At 37.0% G+C, this 22,442-nt stretch carries 8 protein-coding genes; 1 reads left to right on the forward strand and 7 read right to left on the reverse strand.

Going from position 1 to position 22,442, the window contains the following annotated elements; translation table 11 throughout:
* The first annotated feature begins 88 nt into the window (after positions 1-88).
* Complete coding sequence (locus DMB65_RS18300; RefSeq protein WP_110308080.1) at positions 89-2,440, forward strand: glycoside hydrolase family 31 protein; 2,352 nt, start codon at positions 89-91, stop codon at positions 2,438-2,440.
* Positions 2,441-2,761: 321 nt separating this feature from the next.
* Here the strand turns inward: DMB65_RS18300 and DMB65_RS18305 are convergent, their stop codons facing one another.
* The 7 genes from DMB65_RS18305 to DMB65_RS18335 form a co-directional block, all read right to left on the reverse strand.
* Positions 2,762-4,777: a DUF2264 domain-containing protein gene (locus DMB65_RS18305; RefSeq protein ID WP_110308081.1), complete on the reverse strand. Its 2,016-nt coding sequence runs from the start codon at positions 4,775-4,777 to the stop codon at positions 2,762-2,764.
* 38 nt (positions 4,778-4,815) lie between these two features.
* Positions 4,816-8,397 carry a family 78 glycoside hydrolase catalytic domain gene (locus tag DMB65_RS18310; RefSeq protein WP_110308082.1) on the reverse strand — a complete coding sequence of 1,194 codons (3,582 nt, stop codon included), beginning with the start codon at positions 8,395-8,397 and terminating at the stop codon, positions 4,816-4,818.
* Positions 8,394-10,817, reverse strand: a complete 2,424-nt coding sequence (locus tag DMB65_RS18315; RefSeq protein ID WP_110308083.1) for a sugar-binding domain-containing protein — start codon at positions 10,815-10,817, stop codon at positions 8,394-8,396. Before DMB65_RS18315 ends, DMB65_RS18310 begins: the two co-directional genes overlap by 4 nt.
* A gap of 319 nt (positions 10,818-11,136) precedes the next feature.
* On the reverse strand, positions 11,137-11,994 hold the full coding sequence (locus DMB65_RS18320) for a glycoside hydrolase family 16 protein (RefSeq protein ID WP_230470714.1): 858 nt from the start codon (positions 11,992-11,994) through the stop codon (positions 11,137-11,139).
* 245 nt (positions 11,995-12,239) lie between these two features.
* Positions 12,240-16,772 (reverse strand): glycosyl hydrolase, encoded by a 4,533-nt coding sequence (locus DMB65_RS18325; protein ID WP_110308084.1) that lies wholly within the window; start codon positions 16,770-16,772, stop codon positions 12,240-12,242.
* Positions 16,773-17,146: 374 nt separating this feature from the next.
* Positions 17,147-19,129, reverse strand: a complete 1,983-nt coding sequence (locus DMB65_RS18330; RefSeq protein WP_110308085.1) for a RagB/SusD family nutrient uptake outer membrane protein — start codon at positions 19,127-19,129, stop codon at positions 17,147-17,149.
* Positions 19,130-19,142: 13 nt separating this feature from the next.
* The gene (locus DMB65_RS18335; protein WP_230470715.1) at positions 19,143-22,415 is read right to left on the reverse strand and encodes a SusC/RagA family TonB-linked outer membrane protein; all 3,273 of its coding nucleotides are present in this window, start codon (positions 22,413-22,415) and stop codon (positions 19,143-19,145) included.
* Positions 22,416-22,442: the final 27 nt, after the last annotated feature.

The following is a 22,442-nucleotide window of genomic DNA, read 5'->3' on the forward strand; positions in this document are numbered from 1 at the left end:
TATTTCAACATCATTGTTGTTCCGTTTTATTTACAGCCAATACTTTTGCTAATGCAAAAAGGAAGTATTATAAATTTAATTAGCAACTATGAAACTTTATAAAAAAATCTGTTTTTTACTGGCCTTACTAATCTCTTTGGCTGCTACAAAAATGAAGGCTCAAAATATCGAGCAAACTAATCAGGGAGTAAAATTTTCTGCACAGGATTTAGACATTACTATCGAATTTTATTCAAACAATATCGTAAGGGTTTACAAAACCTCAAAGGGTTTTTCTTACAATAAAAAAAGCCTGTCTGTTGTAAAATCCCCCGAAACTACATCAGTAAAATTCGATCAAAAAGACAACCTTGTGGTCTTAAAGAGTACTTCAATCAAAATTGAGATAAATCCTAAAACGGGCGGTATTACCTTTTATGATATCTCTGGAAAATTGTTACTCAAGGATAAGGATTATGGTACACAATTTTCTCTGTTAGACGATGCCGGTACTCCTTCCTATACGGTTAGAGAAGGCTTTTTATTGGATAAAGAGGAGGCTATATATGGTGTTGGTCAAATTATGGACAATAAATTTAATCGTCGGAATTCATCGCATCATATGCAAAATGAAAATATGTCAACTTATTCTCCATATTTTATGTCGGTAAAAGGATATGGCGTTTTTTGGGATAATTATTCCATTTCAGATTTCAACGACAATCCACAAGAACTTTCTTTCGAAGGTATTGGTCATTGTTCTGATTATTATTTTATGTATGGTGAAAATGCAGATGGTGTTATTTCACAAGTTCGCAACCTAACAGGGAAAGCTCCTATGCTTCCTTTATGGGCGTATGGTTTTTTTCAAAGTAAAGAACGCTATCATACACAAGACGAGAGTCTAAATGTTTTAAAAAAATACCGTGAACTAAAAGTGCCTCTTGATGTGGTTATTCAGGACTGGCGTTATTGGCCTGAGGATAAAAAGACAGATAGCTTATGGAATTCGCAAAGTTTTGACAAAGAACGATTTCCAAACCCTAAAAAATGGGTAGATGAAATTCACAAACTAAATGCAAAACTACTAATCGTTACCTGGCCTGGATTTGGTCCCAAAACAGAACAGCGCAAAGAATTTGATAGTAAAAAAATGATCCTCAATTTTGATACTTGGCCTCCAAACAGTGGAGCTAGACCTTATGATGTTTTTAATCCAGAGGCTCTGAATATATATTGGCATTATCTCAACAAAGGAATATTTAGTTATATTGGAAATGATGGCTGGTGGCTAGATTCAACAGAACCAGACCACATTAATAAAAAAGAATCCGATTACCTGCTTCCAACGCATCTGGGTACTTATCGTAGTGTGAAAAACGCTTATAGTATGATGCACAACAAAGGAATTGCTACTAACCAGCGTATAACAGACGATAATAAACGTGTTGTAATACTCACTCGATCAGGATTTATTGGCCAACAGCTTTACGGTTCTAATAGCTGGAGTGGTGATGTAGCTTCTACATGGGAGATGCTTGAGAAACAAATTCCCGCTGCACTAAATTATACCCTGATGGGCATTCCTAATTGGAATAGTGATATAGGCGGTTTTTTTGCCGGAAGATGGAAAAATGGAGGTGGTAATCAAAACCCGGAATTTCAGGAACTATATGTCCGTTGGATGCAGTTTGGTGTCTTCTGTCCTATGATGCGTTCCCACGGTACTGATCTTCCTCGTGAAATTTGGAACTTTGGAGATCGTGGTAGCTGGTGCTTTGATGCACAAGAAAAAGCAATCAATTTACGCTATAAATTATTACCTTATATTTATGGAACATCCTGGGACGTTAGCCACAATAACGGAACATTTATGCGACCACTCGTGATGGATTTTGCAGCTGATACAAAAACACACGATATGGGTAATGAATATTTGTTTGGCCATTCTATACTTGTCTCTCCTGTAACTCAGTATAAAGCCAGAACCTGGCCTGTTTATTTACCAAAAGGAGGTGATTGGTATAATTTCTGGACAAATGAATATTATAAAGGCGGACAAACAATAACAACCGATGCTGCTGTAGATAAAGTTCCTCTTTACATAAAAGCGGGCGCCATAATTCCTTTCGGGCCAGAGGTACAATTTTCTACAGAAAAGAAATGGAATAATCTCGAAATTCGCATTTATCCCGGTGCTGATGGTGAATTTTTCTTATATGAAGATGAAAATGATAACTACAACTACGAAAAAGGAATGTATACAACTATCAAATTCAAATGGAATAATACCGCAAAAACACTTACTATTGAAGACAGGGAAGGTCATTTTTCTGGTATGATCAAAACGCGTAAGTTCAAAATTGTTATTGCTGATCGGAATCAGGCAACCGCTGATTTACCGGCAAAACCAATTAAGATTATTTCTTATAATGGAAAAAAAACATTTGTAAAACTGTAAAAAAACCTGTTTAGGTTCTGGTGAAAACTCAATATTTTTTTAAAAAATACCTGAATTTACTAAAAACAAATGAGGCTGTCCTAAAAAGCAGGGACAGCCTTTTTTATATACTTGTCAATTCTCTTTTCAGGCCAGAAAAAATTTCTGCTTTAGCGTTGGCGAGACAATGAGGTTGGGATTTATTTGTTTTAAACGCATTGAAAACGCTACGATTTGTTTTCATAATATAAGTAAGTACTCCATAAAATCAACTACCAGAGCATTCTGATGATACACGGTTAAAATAAAAATAAAATCAAATTGAAAGCTCCAAAATTTCAATCAATTTGCATTAAAATCAAGTGTTATCTTCTTTCCGTTTTTAAACTGAACTGTAATAACATCATTAGCCTTCGAAAGAGTTTTTACCGGAACCAATTCTTCATTCTTCCACTTTTCACCTGATTTTTTCCAAAGCATTAAAGTCGCATATACATTTGATTGAGCTGATTTAGTATCACTGCTGCAATTTATTACGGCACTTTCATTACTTTCCGGATGTAATCCTTTTGCATGTACTACCTCCGCCCTCTCCCAGCCTGAAAGCGTCACCATTGCCAATTGGTATTTTCCATTGTCGATAATGATGATTTCGTACCCTTCTGATTTCTTTTTAGTAACCACAATCTCTTTGCCTAATTTTGGCAAAGCGTAATGCCCCAAACGAATCGAAACAGGTTTATCACTGTTATTTTTGTCTACTCTTAAAATACCGTTTGCCAAAGGAATATCGGCCAAATTAAACCGGATATTTTCATCGGTTTCCAACACTGCATCCCGGTAATAAATATCGTTTTCAAATTTTTTAAAGGTGTATAATCGAAAGGCTTCCCATTTGTCCTCTTTATTTTTAATGGCATAATTCATCGCTACTTCTCCTTTTTCACCATCAGCCTGCCACGGAAAAGCACTGTTATAAGAAAGTCTGTTGTAATTTTCTGTCGACCTGAATTTCTGCCAGTCGTTTTTTACTTTTTCATGACACCATGCCCTTACCTCTGAAGCACCGATATTAGGGTAATCTGTAATTAAAATTTGTGAATCTCCCTGATATTTGTTGTACACTTCGTCTTTTTTGAATTTGGTATCCCAATCGCCATTGTTTTCTTTGGCGTGCCAGAAAGGATTATCATCGGGAACCAATAACCCTAAAAATGCTTTTCCCATCCAGTACACACTCCCGCGACAGCTGTATATTTGAACTGCGGGTTCAAAAGCACCATAAAATCCAAGTGTTGGTACTTTATCTTTCATAAAATCAGGATGGGTCAAAAATTGCTTGATTACTCCGGATGAAATTCTGCGCATCCATCCATAATTAGCATTAGGATCGTTTTGAAATCCCATCAACGGAAAAGGTACAATCGCACCGGTTCGGTAACTGATACTTCTTCCCCACATAATCATTTCGCCATTTTTGCTGAACAGGTTTGGGTAATTGTCTTTTAAATCACTAAAATTGGATTCAAACTCAGAGGCAATTTCCGGATAGTATTTCTTTCCGAAAAATTCTGACCAGATACAACCGTACATCTGAAAAGCCCACATGCTGTAATAATCAAAAGCGGGACTGTCGTTGTACCAGCCATTGCCACGGTAATGCTTTAAGGATTTTTCTAAATATTCTACCAATAATTTTTCATTCACGCGATATCCCTGCTGTTTAAAAAAACTTAATACAAAAATGTTGAAAAATTTCCAGTTCGAATCTACTGTTGGACCATCACCATAGCTGAGCATCGTTTTAGCCAGTTCGTCTTTTTGAGCTTGTGGCAACGGCTTCCATAAAACATCCGGATTGGTTAAAAGCGAAAGTGCAAGGGCTCCAAATTCAACTAAATTCTGACTTGGACCTCCATTGTTAGGACGCAACTTAATGAAAGATGTACTGACCGGATCAATTAATTTTCCTATTTGAAATCGATAGTAATCGGCAACTTTTATGTTATTGATAACTAAGGATGGATTTTCTTTTAATAATGGTGAAGCAATGAATAAAGTTCTGCAAAGCCCTTCCAGTTTCTCTGTTGGAACCTGATTTGGATTTGACGGATAACTTTTTCCTTCCTGTTTCGGAAATTGCATTGGATCATCCAGTTTATGAATATAGCTAAAAGCTCCTTCGAGTAAATAAAGTGCGGCATCCCTCCAGTGGTGTTTTGTCATTCCGGTTTGTGGACTAACATTAAAATCCGGATTTTTAATCTGAAATACAGCAGCACTATTTTCTTTTTGCTGAGAAAATAAAGGCCCACTGAAAATACTGGCTAAAAGTAACAATGTTTTTAACTGATTCATTTTTTAAAAGATTTTGTATACTGTACTTATCTGCTAATTTAATTCCTAACAACTGTTTCGAAACTATATTCTCCGGATTCTATCTGAAAGACAGCTTTATTGTTTTTTATATTCAAAAATTTTATTCCGCTTTTTTTGCCAGTTACAGTCACATCATTTTCTTTTAAAGCCGGCAAATAGAGTGTTGCACTTGTATTTGCGGGAACAACAAAACGGAACTCATATTTACCATTTTTCTTTTCCCAACTGCTTTCAATGCGACCGTACATCGAATCGTAATAGCCATTGGCAAAAGTCATTTTTCCGGTTGAATCAGGTTCTGGCTGTAGCACAAAATGTTTAAATCCAGGTGAATTATCATCTCTTACAATTCCTAACGAATAATTATACATCCATGCTCCTACGGCACCAAAAGCATAATGATTAAAAGAATTCATTCGGTTATTTCCTCCAAATCCGTCTTTATGGGTGTACGAATTTAAGCGTTCCCAAATAGTAGTTGCTCCCTGACTAACTGGATACAGCCATGAAGGATAAGAAGTTTGCTGTAATAATTGGTAGGCAACATTTGAATAACCATTATCAGAAAGTGCTTTATTTACCCATGCAGTCCCAATAAACCCGGTCATTAATGAATAGGGCGGACAAACAACACCCTGATCTGTTTTGTTTTCTCTTTTCATGGAAGCTATAAACTGTTTTATAGCCAGATCTGAATTTTTTTTATTGAAAATATTAAAAGCAAAAGGCAACGCATAAGATGTTTGTGTATCTACTATTTTGCCTCTAAATGAAGTCTTTCCTGTTGCCGCATCAATGTAGGTCATATTAAAAAAATCTTTTCGTTTCTTATAGTATTCTGAAAAATGCAGTTCATCTTCCTTTTTATCCATTAGAGCCGCTACCTTGATCATAATTTCTAAATCATAAATAAAATAGGCCTCCCAAAATAGTGTTTTTTCATTTTTAGAATCCTCTAAGCTAAGCCAATCCCCTAAAGAACTCCAGGTATTTCGTTCTTTTTCTTTTAAAACCCCCGTTTGGTTATCAATATCGTCTATAAGATAATTGGCGTAACTTTTCATAGCATCATAATGTTCTTCTAATAAGCTGAGATCTCCATATTGCAGGTAGTTTTCCCAGGCGACTGTAATTCCTGCACTTCCCCATAATGTTTCGCCAAAACCTACGCCTATAGGAGCTACATCCGGAAATCGTCCCTCTTTTGTCTGGATATCTCTCATCGCAAGCATATGTCTCCTGAGAAATTGTTCTACATCTGCTAAATGAACTGCAGTCCGGGAAAAGACCGAAATATCACCACTCCATCCTAGTCGTTCGTTGCGTTGAGGACAATCCGTAGGAATAGATAAAAAATTCCCATACATCGACCAGGTAATATTTTCCCATAATTTATTTACCAACGGATTTGAGGTTTGATAATGAGAAGATAGTTCGTGAACAGAACTTAACACTGTTCCTTTAACATGGTCCAACTGTAAAGGCTTGTCTATTCCTGATATTGCTACATAACGATAACCATGAAATGTAAATCGCGGGTTTATAGTTTCGCTGCCTCCTTTAGTTATGTAAATGTCCTGTGACATAGCTGCCCTGACATTTTCCAGCATCAGTAAATTTTCATTGCCTTTATATTCTGGCAAATCAGGATACAAAACTTCGGCATAACGCAATACAATTTTTTTTCCTTTTTCTACATTGTTCATTGTAATTTTGGGAACACCTACCATGTTTTGTCCCATGTCGTAAACAAATACACCCGGACGAACTTCTTTAACGGATTGAGCCGTTAATTCTTTTATCGGTTGAACCGTATTTCCAAATTGCCCCACCAATTGAGCATCCGAAAAATTATTAAAGTTGGGTAAATTAGCCGTTCCTTCTAAACTTACAAATCCATTAGTTTCAACAGCTACAGCCTGATGCCAGTTGGATGCATCATATTGGGCTGTGTCCCACCCTTCAATTGCTTTTTCTTTTCCTGCATCATATACTTCACCCTGAAAAAAACTACTGTACTTTACAGGCCCATCATTAAAATACTGCCAGGTTTCAGGACTACTGGTGGTGATTTTTTCGCTGCCATCGGAGTAGGTAACTACCAGTTTAGCCAGCATCGATTGACGATCACCAAAGAAATTCCAGTTTTCACCAACAAACGTACTACCTCCACTCCACCAGCCTTCACCAAGAACTGCTCCTAATGCATTATTTCCGTTCTGAATACAGGAAGTAACATCATAGGTTTGGTACAAATGGGTTTTGTTGTATTGTGTCAGTCCCGGATTAAAATAATCGTTTCCTACTTTTTTTCCGTTTAAATATATATCATAAATTCCCCGTGCTGTTACATACAATCGTGCTTTACTTATTTTAGTAGAATCGATTTCAAATACGGTTCGCAACATTGGCATTGAATGCTGACTTGGATTGGCTAACACAAAAAAACCATTGTTTCCTCCCGTTACGGTATAGCTATTATCTTTAATACTTATTTCTTTATGTGCCGAAAATATACTTGGGGTATGACCATTCTCAGAAAAGATCACATTAGAAGGGCTTCGGTAATTCTTAATTTCTATGTTTGAAAATTGCGCTTTTTCTCCTTTTCGAACTAAAAAACCAATATCACCCACTACCGGAAAGGCTATAAAATCGCCGCCGGCTCCCAGCGGATTTAAATTAACATCGGCGACCAGATTCTCTTTTGAATTTCCATCAATATAAATCTTGGTTACTCCCAAACAGCTTTGAACACTTATAGTATGTGGATTGTACCTGTTTCCTTTATTAAGGATCGTATTCGAAATAGAAAAACTTTTAAAGGAAAGGTCTTTTTTATCATTTGGATCATAACCTACCCTGTAAATATTCAGTTTTGCATTTTGATCTGAATTTAAACGCCCAAGATTTAATTCAATCTCAATGTAACTTTCGTCTTTTTTATTTTCAAGTTTATATTGATTTTTATTCCGGTCCATTAAACGCAGATCATTCGCGCCATAAACTAACGATGCTTTTGTTGATTTTGATTTTTCATCCAGGTGAATTGTACTATTGATACAAAAAACAGGAAGATATTGGGAATACAAAACCATATCATTAGGATTACCACCAATCCATTTTGCTCCAGACCAGGCGGTTGATTTATCTAAATCTGAATTGGTCACCATTTTGGGGTTCATCAAACCTGTTTCAAACCATGAATGTGCAGCATATTTTTTTCCTTTTTGATTCCAGACATTAACCGTCCAGTTGTACAGAGTTGCTGATTTGAAATTTTCACCTTTATATTTAATATTAATAGATGTACCACTATTAACTTTACCGGTATTCCAAACCTCTTGTCCGACATGATTGGTTACAATAATTTGATAGGCCGTTTGATAACAGCCTATGTTTGAACCTGAATTTTGCATTTGCCAGCTAAAAACTGGCTGAGATACATCAAGACCAATTGGAGTTACAGCATTTTCTACCTTAAGATTACTAATTTGAATATTTGCATCACTAAGTAACGCCTTATTTTCTTTTTGCTGAGGGTATAAAGACGAACTGAAAATAGCGACGAAAAGCAATAGTGTTTTTATTTGATTCATCTTTTACTTAATGATTGTATTTTAATGACACCTTTCTTTAATCCCGGAGCAGTAACTTCAAGATTAATAGTACCTGATTCACCATTACTTTTAATAATGACCAAAGCACGACCATTCCATGTTTTACGCGTGTTGGAAACATATAAATCCGTATCTTTTAAATTAGCATTATCAACTCCCGCAATAGCTCCGGCACCTGTAACCCTAAATGTAAGCTGGTTGTCTGCATTTGGATTTAAAATACCTTTATCATCTATAATTTCAACAGTTACATAAACTAAATCCTGACCATCAGCTTTTATGTTTTTTCGGTCAGCTATCAGTTTAATTGTAGTTGGCTGAGTGGCTGTTTTCAATGAAACAGACTCAACTTCTTTATCGTTTTCTAAGCCCACAGCCTTTAGTTCTCCCTTTTGATATGGAATCGTAAAAGTTGCTTTGAATTCCTGTGCTTTGCCTGTTTCCTTTTCGCCAAGACTTTTTCCATTCAGGTACAATCTTACTTTCGGGTATTTTGAATAGACTTCAATCTCAATATTCTTTCCTTCGTGATTAGACCATGTCCAGCTTTCCCATGTTGGCCAGACTGCCCATGATGTCAATTTTATTGGGTCGCTTTCAGGATTTGGCTCTCGAACAGCCATGTATATTTTTTCATTATCGTTGTATAGCATACTTCTGTAATGCGAGATTGGTTTTCGCCAGCCTATTAAATCAATATCCCCACAATAAGCACCATGCCACGGATAAAAATTTCCTGTCCAATGCTCTCCTTCCGGTTCTCCCGGATATACATAACGCCCAATACCTGATTCTCCTAAATAATCCATTGCTGTCCATACAAAATCGCCCAGGATGTAATTGTGTTTCTGAACTAAATCCCAGTTGATAAAAGCATCTTTAGGATACGATTCAGTTTGCACAATAATACGTGAAGGCACTCTTTTGTGGTCTTCTTCGGCATGATGCAACTGATAATTGTATCCGGCTACATCATGGGCAGCCATCAAAGGATCAAAAATATCCCAACCCTGATCCCAGGTCGTCATGGCAGAGGTTACAGGACGTATGGCATCTATGTTTCGAACTGCACTTGCAAGCATTTTTGCCGTTTCAACGGCTTCGGGTTTGGTTCTTTCAATGATTTCATTACCAATACTCCACATAATAATGGAAGGATGATTTCGATCTCTTAATACCATCGATTCTACATCATGTTTCCACCATTTATCAAATAAACTGGCGTAATCATGGGTGTTTTTTTTCTCTCTCCATCCGTCAAAAACTTCATCAATTACCAGCATACCTAATCGGTCGCAAGCGTCTAAAAAAGCTTCTGAAGGCGGATTGTGTGACGTTCTCAAGGCATTAAATCCTGCTTTTTTCAATAATGCTACTTTTCTTTCTTCGGCACGGTCATAGGCTGCTGCTCCCAAAGCCCCATTGTCATGATGCACGCAGCCACCGTTTAATTTTATCTTTTTTCCGTTTAATAAAAATCCGTTTTCAGGACTAAAATCGATTGTTCTGATTCCGAAATTGGTGGTTACAGCATCAAAAGTTTTTAATTCTTTTTTGATTACTGTTTTAACCTGATATAGATTTGGTACGTCAAAAGACCATAATTTTGGATTTTCTACTGTTACGATCTGAGTCACTTCTTTTTCTTCGTTTGGCTGTACTTCTATTTTAATTTCAGCATTGGCAGTACTTTTACCTTTTTCATCTGCAATACTATTTGAAAGCAAAACAGAGTGTACATTTAAAGTTTCATTTTTTAAAATCGTTTTGACCTGAACCGTAGCCTTGTTGTTTTTTACCTCTAAAATACTGATACCAACACCCCATTTTTTAATATGAACGGCGTTTCTGACCATCAGCCACACATTCCGATAAATACCAGAACCACTATACCATCTGCAGTTTTTTTGCTGTGAATTATCAACTTTGACAGCAATCGTATTTTGCTGTCCGTAATCTAAATGAGATGTAAGATCGAATTCAAAAGAAGTATAGCCATACGGCTGAACACCTACTGATTTTCCATTGATAAAAACCTCGGCATTACTATAAACTCCTTCAAAATAAATAGTAATCTTTTGATTTTTCCAGGCAGCAGGTACTGAAAATGATTTTCTGTACCAACCGGTTCCCATCGGATAAAAACCACCATCTCCTTCACTTGGATTGTTTTTTTCTGATTTCCCCTCAATACTCCAATCATGCGGTAAATCTAACTTTCTCCAGTTATGGTCATCAAGATTTACCGTACTGTTTTCCGGAGTATTTCCTAAAGCAAATTTCCAGTCGGCGTTGAAACGTTGTTTTCGTTCAAAATCCGCTTTTTGCGCTAAACCCTTTGAGATGCAGCCTATGAAAAGTAAACTAGTTAACAGTAATGTCTTTATATTTTCTTTCATTGATCGTTTTTTAATATTTCAATAATTATAAGTGTCTAAACAACACTTTCAAATATATAACTATTACTTATAAATCTCTACTACACATTGGGTGAAATCATTCCAAAACGTCAATTCGAGTCTTTTTTGTGTAGGAAAACAGAACAAAAAAATGGATCAAGAACCGTTTTCAATGAAATTTTTTCTGTTCCCGATACAATTTCGGTCTAAAACTAACCGAACTCACGAAAAATTATCATCGAAAAGCAATTGCACTCAATGCGTTTTTACAACAAAGTCGCAGATAAAACTTACAAGTACCGAATATATTAATTTCATTTTATTTCTTTTTTTGATAAACTCTGATGTAATCGATTATGTATTTTGATGGTAAGCTGTCTGATGTGTATTCCCCACCATTCATGCCTCCAACTGCCAGATTGACCAACAGATAATGTGGCTGCTGGAAAGGTTTGATTTCTTGTTTTTTGTACTTCATTGATTCAGAAACACTGATTTCGTTCAATAGCTGATCATCCACATATAATCTGATCCATTGGTCATTCCAGTCCATCCTCCATACATGAAATCTATTTGCCCAGTCTTTATCTTTAAAATCGGTCAGCATTTTTACTGAACTGTCCCATACAGTCGTTGGTTCATCTGATTCCCAGCAGGCATTCGCTAATACTTTTCCTGTGTAATATTCCATAATATCAATTTCGCCATTTATGGGCCAGTTCCCTTCTATGCCCAAAGTCCAAAATGCCGGCCACATTCCTTTTCCTGTCGGAATCTTAGCCCGCATTTCGAATCGGCCATATTGCCAGGAGTGTTTCCCACGCGTCATTAAACTGGAAGATGTAACTTTTATGGAATCTCTTTTTTTTGCCCAGTCGCTATGTGTTGTAGCATCAAAATCCGGATTGACCCGGTTCTCTTTTCTGGCCTCAATAATTAAAAATCCTGCTTTACAATACGCATTTTCTTTTTGATACCATTGATCTTCCTGATTCCTTACAAAGCCGGTTTCATAGTTCCAGTTCTTTTCATCGGGAATGCCATCTTTAGTAAATTCATCGTTCCATACTAATTTGTATTTTTCATGTTTTACTACTTTTTCTTTGTTTGAAATAAAAACAGAACTTAACATTAGTACACTTGCTGTAATTCCTAAATAACCGATACTCAATTTCATTTTTATATATTTTAAAAGTCAATTGCCTCCTGCTTTTTCCTGAGAAACTGAGGTCAAAGGATAAAATGGCTTTAGCCTAAATAATCAATAGTACTATTTGGCTAAAGCCTTTTATTTAATTCAATTTATGATTCTGCTGCTAAAATTCAATAATGTTATTTTTTAATATGCCTTTGTTCAGATAGTAAATGGGGGACCGCTCAAAATCCCCCATTAACACCACAAGAAACAAAACCAAACTAACTTTATTTTTTAATAATCCTGATTGTTTTATCCGGGTAAGAATGCAGTTTTACAAAATATAATCCTGCACTGTTATGTTCCAGATTGAGGTGAATTTTTCCGTTTTCAACCGCATAATCCGATTCGGAAATTATCTTACCGTCTACTGTATAAATTGTAATTTTTTGTGCATTATCAGCTTCAGGAAAATTAATATCCAAAGGTCCTGAAGTAGGATTTGGGAAAGCTGTTATGTTTTCTGACAATACTTCATAATGTTTGTTTGTGGACAAGGTAGTATCAATACTGCCATAAAATTCAAGTTCAGCTATATTGCCGTAACCCGTTGGCGTGTACCAGTAGATGTATCTGTATTTTGGAGTGGCCAAACCGCTGTCGGTTGCAAATAGAGCATTGGCAGGCGTTTGCGTAATTACATGTAAAACCTCATATACATTAAGATAATCCTCGCTGTTAGAACCTCTAATCTCACTTCCGGGCATACGATTCCCAAATCCGTTTCGGGGAACATACCGGATATCTGTTAAACTGGCTTTTTTATCAGCTCCAAAATCATATCCTAAATAGCCAATTGCCGTTGGGCCATCCACGAAAGTACTGATATCTTCATCAAAAGCCTTTTCGATTGTCAATCCACTGTTGTTATAAGATCCCTGATGACCGATAATACTTCCTGTAATTTTTTGTCCTGGTGCAGGTACAGCACTTAAAATACCGGAATCCGGTCCTTCTCCCAGAGTGTTGTATGCAGCAATTTTATAGAAGTAAGGATTTCCATTTACAACTGACAGATCCTGATATTCATTTGCCGTAATCGTTGCAATAACCGTAAAAGGGCCTGAGGCTGAAGTGGCTCTTTTTACATAAAAACCAGCATCATACATAAAGTCCCATTTCAAATTTACCCTTGTATCACCGTATGCTAAAGTTGCATTTTGAACCGCAGACGGAATCGCAAATGCCATTGTTTTGACCTGTAAAGGCGAAGAATACGGACTTTCACCGCCATTGTTTACAGCTGAGAGTTTATAGAAATAGTCTTTATTCTCCTGTAAATTGGTATCATCAAAAGTAGTTTCTTTTAGATATACTGCTACATTTTCATACGTACCATTGATGGTTTCGGATCTTTTAATGGTGTAGGATTCTGCTCCTGCAACAGCCGGCCATTTTAAATTGATAATGGATTTCGATAATGCTTTTCCTTCAATATTTGCAGGTGTAGCAGCAATAGGTGACTGTTCAAAAACCAGTACAGCTGAGTATGCTGATTCCGTATTGTCTTTACCAACCACTTTGATTCGGTATTCAGCTTTTGAATGCACTACATCAATCTTCTTTATAACGTTATAATCTGTTGTTTCAAAAAAAACCGAAAAGTCATTTTCGCCAGTTAATTTTCGCTCCAGAATATATTTATTTACTAAATCAGAATTAGTACCCGTCCAGTTTACAGTAATATTTTGATAGTCTGAAGACAATTGATAGCTCAAAGTTTCAACTTTTGTTTTCCATGTTGAAATATATTCTCTATTCGAACTAAAAGCTTTTGCGGAAGCATTATTGGCATAATATTCACCAGCCGGAGTTAAAACCACATAACTGTTAGCGGTACTTGAAATTACAGGTGCGGTTTGAAGCCACACATAATTTTGCCAGTTTGGATTTCTGGTTTTAAAGGCATCGTCAATCGTAACATACATCGCTCTTGCATCCTGAACCCAGTTGTAGATAGAATAACGTTCTACATAATCAGTAGTTTCAAGTACGGTTAATATAGCAGCCAGATCATTTTTATGTTTAATAGCATTTGCATCTGTCAATAAAGTTGGTCCATCAGGGAAATTATTTCCTGTCCAGTTAGCTCCTATATTCCATTCTGTAATCCAAAGCGGTCTTTTGTACCGGTCATAGATGTTCTGCAGGTCACTTTTCCACTGAGCAGCAGTTTTGTACCAATAACAGTGGATGGCTACATAATCGATTCGGTAATTATTGGCTTCAGCCTGCGCCATAAAAGTGCCCATCCACGGATTGAATGGATCAGACGTTGCCGGAGAACCCAATCTTAGTCCTGATTTCATAAGCGCTGGCCAAGAAGCTATCGCTGCCTCAACGGTCATATTAGACTGATCAGGACGATCTGGTTCATTGAATCCTAAAAGATGCGTATAGCCCTCTTTTGTGTAAGCAGGCGTAAATGAAGGCCAGAAATTAGTTTGTCTGATCGGTACATATTCAATATTTGGTGTAGAGCTCATTCCGGTATTCCAGTTGTAATACCAGGTAATATTGGTGGCATCCATTGCTTCTGTGCTTCCGCCTGCCAGTCCTTTTTTGTTGACTTCATGCCATTTCATTGTTCTGATGAACGAAATTGTACCCTTTAGATTCACAGGTAAAACAGCAATTTCCAGATCCTGATTTTCTGCGATGTAAACCCTGCTATATCCGCTTCCGTCTGCATTTGAAGCAAAAGTGGCCATATAGCCTTTTTTCAGTTTGAATGATTTGATGGCGTTATCCAACGAACTTAAATTATCATGAGGCGTTACAGCAGCATATTGCTGAGAAGTACCTCCAAAATTTTCTGCTGTAAAAACTTCCAAAGGCATTTCGTTTACTGAATAAGGGGCTACTACAGCACCACTTCCATAATTGGTTACCTGAACATTTGATCCATTACCCGCCGGAACACCATTTAAAGAAATGTACTGCAAATAAGAACTGATAACCTCGCTTGGTTTTTTATTTTCAAAGTACAATCGGGCATTTGCCGAATTTAAATTGACCGTTGTATTGATTAACGGATTGTAAGCATTTTTTAAATATAAAGAAGCAGACCCGTTTAAAACCACGCTTGATTTTGCATAAGCCCCCACATTTATAGTGCTTGCAATTTCGGAAATTATAGCAGAAGGGCTAATCTCTTTTTCAGGAGCATAGGCTGTATTTTCAAAAGTTACCGAACTCACAACCATATCAACCGCACCGGCAGCATAATTTTTACCAATTACAATATTGGCTATTTGCCGGGTCTGAATTTTCAAATCGGCTATCCCAAAGAGTGCTTTATCACCGGTTATACTTATGTAATAGGTACCTGCTGCCTGAGACTGGAAAGTCAAATCGCCTTTTTTCAGTTTATTAATATCTCCAGTTGCAAAACTTTTAGTCGAAAGTACTGTTCCTGCTCCGTTTGCCTGTGTAGAAACCGAAACATTCATCTGAGAACCGGGAGCTAAATTTGAAATGTACTCATATAACCATGAAAACTGATAATCCTTAGAAGCTTCCAGCTGCACTGGAAAAGAGTAAACTGAATTTTCCTGAGCACCATCCCATCTTATATACATTAACCTTCCGGAATAATTTGTTCCATCAGAATCTAAAGCATGTCCCGAAGTTACATCCATATAACGTACTCCACCGGCAGCATTTGCCGTATTAAAAATTGAGGAGGAAACAGAATTTGTCCACCCATAAAGAGCAGGTGTTCCGGTATTATCATTGGCAAAACCATCCCAGGTATTGATTAAATTAGAAGATTTAAGTTTTAAATCCCCAATCGCCATAAGTCCGGATCCTGCAGTGATGGTGATATAAAATGTCCCGTCAGCAGTTGCTATAAAAGAAAAATCGCCTTTTCTTAATTTAGTGGCATTTCCGGTTACAAATGTTTTAGAAGCAATCACTCCGGTTCCGTTTGCTGTTGCTGAAACAGCTACATTGATAGGTGTTCCTGGAGCAGAATTCGATACATATTCATAAATCCATGAAAATTCATATTTAATGTCTTTTTCTAATTTTACAGGATAACTGTAAGTTGAAGTCGAGTATGCACTGTTATCCCAGCGAATGTACATGATCCTTCCGTTGTAGGCGGTATTATCGGATTCAAATGTATGTCCGGAAGTTACATCCAGATATCTGACACCACTTGTTGAATTAGCTGTATTCCATGGAAGACTTGCCGAAGTATTCGCCCAGCCGTAATCATTTGGTTTTCCTGAATTATTTCCTGTAACTCCTGCCCATCTTCCTAACAGGTTATCTGACCCGTAAACCGTTTGTGCTACGGAATTGTCAATCACAAAATCCAATGCTTTTGACGCTAAGAAATGACCGTCCTGATATATATTTACAAGACCATTTTTTACCGCATATCGGTAGGTTTGCTCCTGGACATTATCGACAGAAGTGCTTAAATTTTCTATTGCTGATAAAACTGTGGAATGATTAAACGTAGTTTTATCTAATGAAGTTCGAAATCCAAGTCCGGTAGTGTTTTTAACCTCGACATCCAATCCCCTGCCCTGAGCAGCATTGATTTTTGCTCTTACCTCAAGAGTAAACTCGGTTTGATTGGACAACGGAAATGATAGCACATCCGAAGCTGCATTATTACTAAATGTTTTTGAACCGCTTAACGAAGTGGCTAAATTATTCTTTACGGGCAGGTTTGGAACCTGAGCCTGAGCCCTGAAAAAAATGACCGACAGCCCGAAAAATAAAAAGGTGTATAATTTTTTCATACGAAATCTATTTAAAAATTGTTTTAAATTTTTGTTTTACTCTTTTAGTTAGTGACAAATTAATTTGGCGCAGCAACCAAAAGTCTACTGCAATTATTAACCGGTAAAAATGTATGATTCATGTGAATTGTAACCGGATTGAAGCAAAACTGAAAAGAGAAAAACATCTTTCAGTCTAAAATCCAGGTTCATAAAGACCGCCAGCATTATCCTGTTACAGATAATGCTTTAGTGGTCCATATTTTAAAACTATTAATTGAGGGGCAAAATTTATTTTTTAAAATGAATGTAAAGTTGTTTCAAGTCTAAATGTTAGGTCATTCTGGGCTATTCACTTTGTGGTATTTTTACATTCAGATTGCATTTTTAGTATACTACAATACGCTTTCGTCTGCGACAGCATCCTGCCATTTATCCCAGACTTTTGCATTGGCATCGTAACCATCATAACCGTAGTTCTGACTTAGTTTACCTTTAATATTAGCCGTTATATCACCGTTTGGAATAGGCCAGTAGTTATTACGTTTGTCCATAGTATAAAACTTAGTACCATTTGGCACTACTATTCCGCTTGGAAATTTATTGTAAAGGGTATAATGTACAATACGCTGATACCAGTAACTGCCTCCGGATGTATCAGTACCAGATTGCTTATCCCAATTACTTAAGCTGTACGTATTGCCCCATTCATCTGGTTTTCCACTTATAGCTAAGCAATGCGAAATACGTTTTAACTCTACATTTCTCCATTCTTCGAGATAAAGTTCCCTTCCTCTTTCTGCACAAATATCCCCAATGGTTACCTGACTGTACATTTGAGTAGCTCCGGCTCTGGCTCTGATAATATTTACATCCTGTGCTGCTCCGGTCACATTGCCCTGATAAAAACGCGCTTCGGCTCTTAATAGATATGTTTCGGCTAATCGATACAAATACCAATGTGCTTTACTTCCGGTACTGGCTCCCTGAAAATCAGTTGCATTTGCATTGGTTTCATTGACAACATCATGCAGGTAAATTTTATATAACGGAAAATCAAACCATTCACGCAGTGTATCTTTTGATAACAGAACATTTCCCTCTTTCATTCTAAAATTTTGCTGGTAGTAGGCCGAATTCTTATCACTGTATTTAAGATCTTCCATATTAACCCAGTTCCCCACGGTATTGTTATGTCTAAGATCCTGCTTGTCCTCAATACCATTTACAACCCACATTGGGTGCTGCGAATAATAAGATGCACTGATAGTAGCAATTCCCCGCCCAAGTGCTCTTGCATAGTCGTATTTGACCTGATAATTCGCATTGTTTGAGGCAAAACGAGCTGCTGCTTGTTTACCATCTGGAGTGGTCAGGGTTCCTGAATTCCAGTTTGGTCCAAAAATTCGCATAGAAGCAAAAGGTAAAAATGATTGTACTCCTCCGTTTGGCATTACCAGGATAGCTTCTTTATTAGCAGCGATGACTTTATTTTCAGGTCTGTGTAAATCCCAGATAACATTTCTGGTAATGGTCCAGGTTTGTGGATTTCCTCCCGGATCAAAAGTTCCAAAATTGCTTTGCATTAAAGAATACCCGGATTGATTGATCAGAATATTGGCTTGTGCTTCAGCTTCAGCAAATTTGCCTGATGCCAGATAACATTTAATCAATAACTGACGGCACGCCCCTTTATTTACCACACCAATATAAGGCAGTTTTGACTGTTCCGGAACCCATTCTACAGCCTTTTCCATATCTGCTGTAATCATTTCAATGATAGCTTCTTTCTTAGTCGAATAATAAGTTTGCTTTGGGATTTCCAAAATTTTTGTAATTAAGGGTACATCTCCAAATTGATATACCAGATTTAAATAACGGTATGCTCTGTGAAAATAGGCCTGACCGATATACTTATTCTTAACTTCCTGAGTTAAACTTGTCACCTTATCAATATAGGTCAATATAGTATTGGCATGTTTAATACCAGTATAAGCTTCACCCCAATAAAATCCAAGGTAAAAATCATCATTTGGATCTGTTTTAAAACTTCCGGTAGGCACTATAGTATTGGCAAAGTCAGAAATTGTACTGGTATTATCCGTTTTTCCATATTTTGCCATATCCGAGAAAACGTATTCTGTACCAATAGGCACACTATTACCGGCACTTCTAAAATGGATATAATTATTACGGAGTTGTTTATCAGCACTTGCCAAAACTGCCTGCAATCCGGATTCTGTCGTAAATGTCGTTTCAGGTTCGTAAAACGAAAGAGGGTCCGGCTCCAGAAAATCCTTTGAACAAGAAACCAAAAGAGCAGTCACTGCTACTAGAGGTACAAGTGCTGAGATTTTATTTTTTATATATTTTTTCATTGTTGAGTAATTTTTAAAGTGAAACGTTAAAACCTAAATTAAACATTCGTGTAGCCAGTCCACCTGTTTCCGGGTCACCATAATATTTCCATTCGCCTGAAGCGGCCCATGTAGCCACGTTCTGACACGAAGCATAAATTTTGAAGTTTCTAAGATGCAGGCGATCTAAAAGATCTTTAGGAAGTGTATAAGCCAGCGAAATATTATCTAAACGAATGAAACTACGATCGTATAATTTTGCTGTCCCAGCTCCTGCAGGTCCTCTGGCATCAAGTCGCGCCCAGTCATTTGTAGGATTATCAATTGTCCAATACGGGTTTACAAACGGATTGTAGTTATTGGTATACAAACTACCATCATTATACGTATTCATATAACGTCCGTCAAGCGATTTGTGTCCCATGTAAGAATACATGTTAATGGCCAGATTCCAATTTTTATAAATTCTGAATTCATTACGTAACGACCAGTTAACCGGAGGATCTGTTTGTCCTAAAAACTGTTTGTCTTTTTCGTTATAAGTGGGTTTTCCGTTAACATCATCGGCAGTATAACTGTTTTCGACTTTGGGATCACCAGGGCGTTGTCCGTATTTTGCTGCTTCTTCAAACTCTTCTTTTTGCCAGATCCCGATTACTTTATAATCCCAGATTTGAGAAATAGGCCGTCCTATAAACCATTTATTAGTCTTATCATCAGATTCTTTAGTTCCAATAACATTTCCATTGGCATCTTTAACGTCTTCCATATTGCCATATAAGGCGTTAATGGTATTTTTGTTATATGAAAAAGCAACGCTGGTAGTCCATTCAAAATTTGGATTTTTTATATTTATAGTCGAAAGGCTTATCTCAATTCCTTTATTTTCAACCTCTCCAAGATTCGTGGCAATTGATCCAAATCCTGTAAAAGGAGCCAGACGTTTATTCATAATCATATCATGTGTAATCATTCTGTATACATCTATGGTACCTGTAATTTGGTCATTTAAGAAACCAAGGTCAAGACCAATATTTGTTGCTTCTGTTTTTTCCCACTGTAAATGTGGGCTTGCCATACGGTCAATTCCTAAATATTTCATATCAACAATGTTTCCGGAAGCATCAATATAACCCATTGTTGCACCTGTACCGGAAGTTAAGTTTGCTAAAGCTATATAAGGATCGCCCAGCGTTCTGTTTCCGTTTTTACCCCAGGATAAGCGTAATTTACCGGTACTCATGGGAGCCCAATTGAACCCGTTTTCTTTATTGAAGCTCCATCCAAGTGCCACAGAAGGAAAAACTCCATACGGATCAGTAGATCCAAATGCTGAATATCCATCACGGCGTATCGTTCCTGTAACCATATAACGATCATTAAACGAATAGAAAAGTCTCGCCATTAATGCATCAGCTGTTTGATGGGTGTCGTTTGATGAAAACGAACTGTTGGCAAGTGTTGCATTAGCAATATTATGAAACCCTAATGCATCAGAAGGAAGAATATTATTTGCATCTATACGATCTGACCATGTTTTAAGTTCTTCAGCTTCCTGAACAAAAGTTGCTATAATATGGTGTTTTTTAGCAAATGTATAATCCCATGCTATTGTATTATTCAGGTTCCATGTAAAATTTTTACCGTTTTCCCTGTCTACTCCTATAGTAGCAGCATTCCAGCCTTTATGGCCTGATGACTGAAAATATCGATTGTAAAAAAATTGATAGCGTGGCGCAACATTAAATGAATACGTAATACCAAAAGGCAAACTTACCTTAGTATTGAAAATAGTATTCAATACTGTATACCCTTTTTCGAGTTCTATAAATTGTCGATCGTAGTAATAATTGTACCCCCCAATAGTTTGTCCCATTGGTTGTCTTTCATAATCGCCGTTTGCATCTTTAAAGTTTGAAAACGGGCTGTTTCTCAACATATTTGCATCCCAGTAATTAGTGCCTGTTCCTACAGCTATATCTCCGTCTGTACGATCCTGAAAATTAACATTTGCCCCAAATTCAAGCCAGCTCGTAATTTTGGCATCTACTTTCATATTGGCACGAACTGCCTCATAATCATTACCCTGAATAGCACCCTCAGACGTTAAATACCCCAAAGACATATAATAATTTACGTTATCACTGGCTCCGGAAACACTTAAATTATGGTCATGATTGATTCCAGTCCTGAAAGTACTGTCATACCAATTGTGTGTTTTTCCTTCTGTAAAATTTTTTAAAAGCATAGGGTCTGTAATTCCTAAACGGAGTCCCCATACTTCATTCAGGCTTTTTCCTTGCGTTTGCCCTACAGGCTGATATGCTAACCATTGTGCCTGAGTTATACCATACTGCTCTAATTGGTCAGGATTTGTATAATAGCCTGCTTTACCTGCAGCTGTACCTGTTATCCATGCCTCATAATTTCCTGTTGCTGTATTTTGACCATACGTTTTAGCAGTTTCCCAATCCTGACGGTATTTTATATAACCTTCAGGAGAATATACATCGCGATAGGCACTTTCATTAACAATTGTCGAGTTGGTCGTAACATTTATGACAGGCTTGCCTTTTTTTCCTTTTTTGGTTGTAATAACAATAACCCCTGCTGCCGCTTTAGAGCCAAAAATAGCTGTTGCGGATGCATCTTTTAAGATATCGATCTGACCTATATCATCCGGGTTAATTTCTGAAAGTTCTCCATAAAACTGCATTCCGTCTAAAATAATAAGCGGTGAATTATGCCCGGCACCATCAGGATTGTAAACAGAGGTTTGTCCACGAATCTGCAAAGATCCTCCTCCTTTTGCATCAGCTGAATATCCCACTTTCAGACCAGGAACACCTCTCAATAAATCCTGAACAGTCAGCGGATTTTGATTTGCCAAAGCTTCCGGTTTAATCTGAACAATTGAACCTGTTAAATCCTTTTTCTTCATTTTACCATATCCCACTACTACAACTTCCTCTAAAGAAGCGGCACTCTCTTTCAATTCTATAATGACATTAGATTTGTCTTTTACGATAATTTCCTGAGTTACATAACCTACAAAGGAAACGACCAAAACAGAATTTTGGTCACCTGCAAGACTAAATTTTCCGTCAAAATCTGTTATCGTGCTTATTTTTGTTCCCTTTATTAAAATAGAAGCACCCGGCAAAGGCAAACCATTCTGGTCTTTAACCTGACCGTTTATATTGCTTTGCTGTTGTAATTTTTCTAATTTCATAGCACTACCGAAATTGGTAGTGTACGCCTGCGCCTGTGTCAAAGAAACCAGTACACAGAATAGTGTAAGTTTCATTTTAAAATCAAATTTGGATACGTAATC

Source organism: Flavobacterium cheongpyeongense, assembly GCF_003202435.1.
In the GTDB taxonomy this organism is placed as follows: Bacteria; Bacteroidota; Bacteroidia; order Flavobacteriales; family Flavobacteriaceae; genus Flavobacterium; species Flavobacterium cheongpyeongense.

Bases quoted from the DNA above. Each gene is read 5' to 3' on its own strand.
- DMB65_RS18300 (WP_110308080.1), top strand. From the start codon at position 89: ATGAAACTTTATAAAAAAATCTGTTTTTTACTGGCCTTACTAATCTCT.
- DMB65_RS18305 (WP_110308081.1), bottom strand. From the start codon at position 4,777: ATGAATCAGTTAAAAACATTGTTACTTTTAGCCAGTATTTTCAGTGGG.
- DMB65_RS18310 (WP_110308082.1), bottom strand. From the start codon at position 8,397: ATGAATCAAATAAAAACACTATTGCTTTTCGTCGCTATTTTCAGTTCG.
- DMB65_RS18315 (WP_110308083.1), bottom strand. From the start codon at position 10,817: ATGAAAGAAAATATAAAGACATTACTGTTAACTAGTTTACTTTTCATA.
- DMB65_RS18320 (WP_230470714.1), bottom strand. From the start codon at position 11,994: ATGAAATTGAGTATCGGTTATTTAGGAATTACAGCAAGTGTACTAATG.
- DMB65_RS18325 (WP_110308084.1), bottom strand. From the start codon at position 16,772: ATGAAAAAATTATACACCTTTTTATTTTTCGGGCTGTCGGTCATTTTT.
- DMB65_RS18330 (WP_110308085.1), bottom strand. From the start codon at position 19,129: ATGAAAAAATATATAAAAAATAAAATCTCAGCACTTGTACCTCTAGTA.
- DMB65_RS18335 (WP_230470715.1), bottom strand. From the start codon at position 22,415: ATGAAACTTACACTATTCTGTGTACTGGTTTCTTTGACACAGGCGCAG.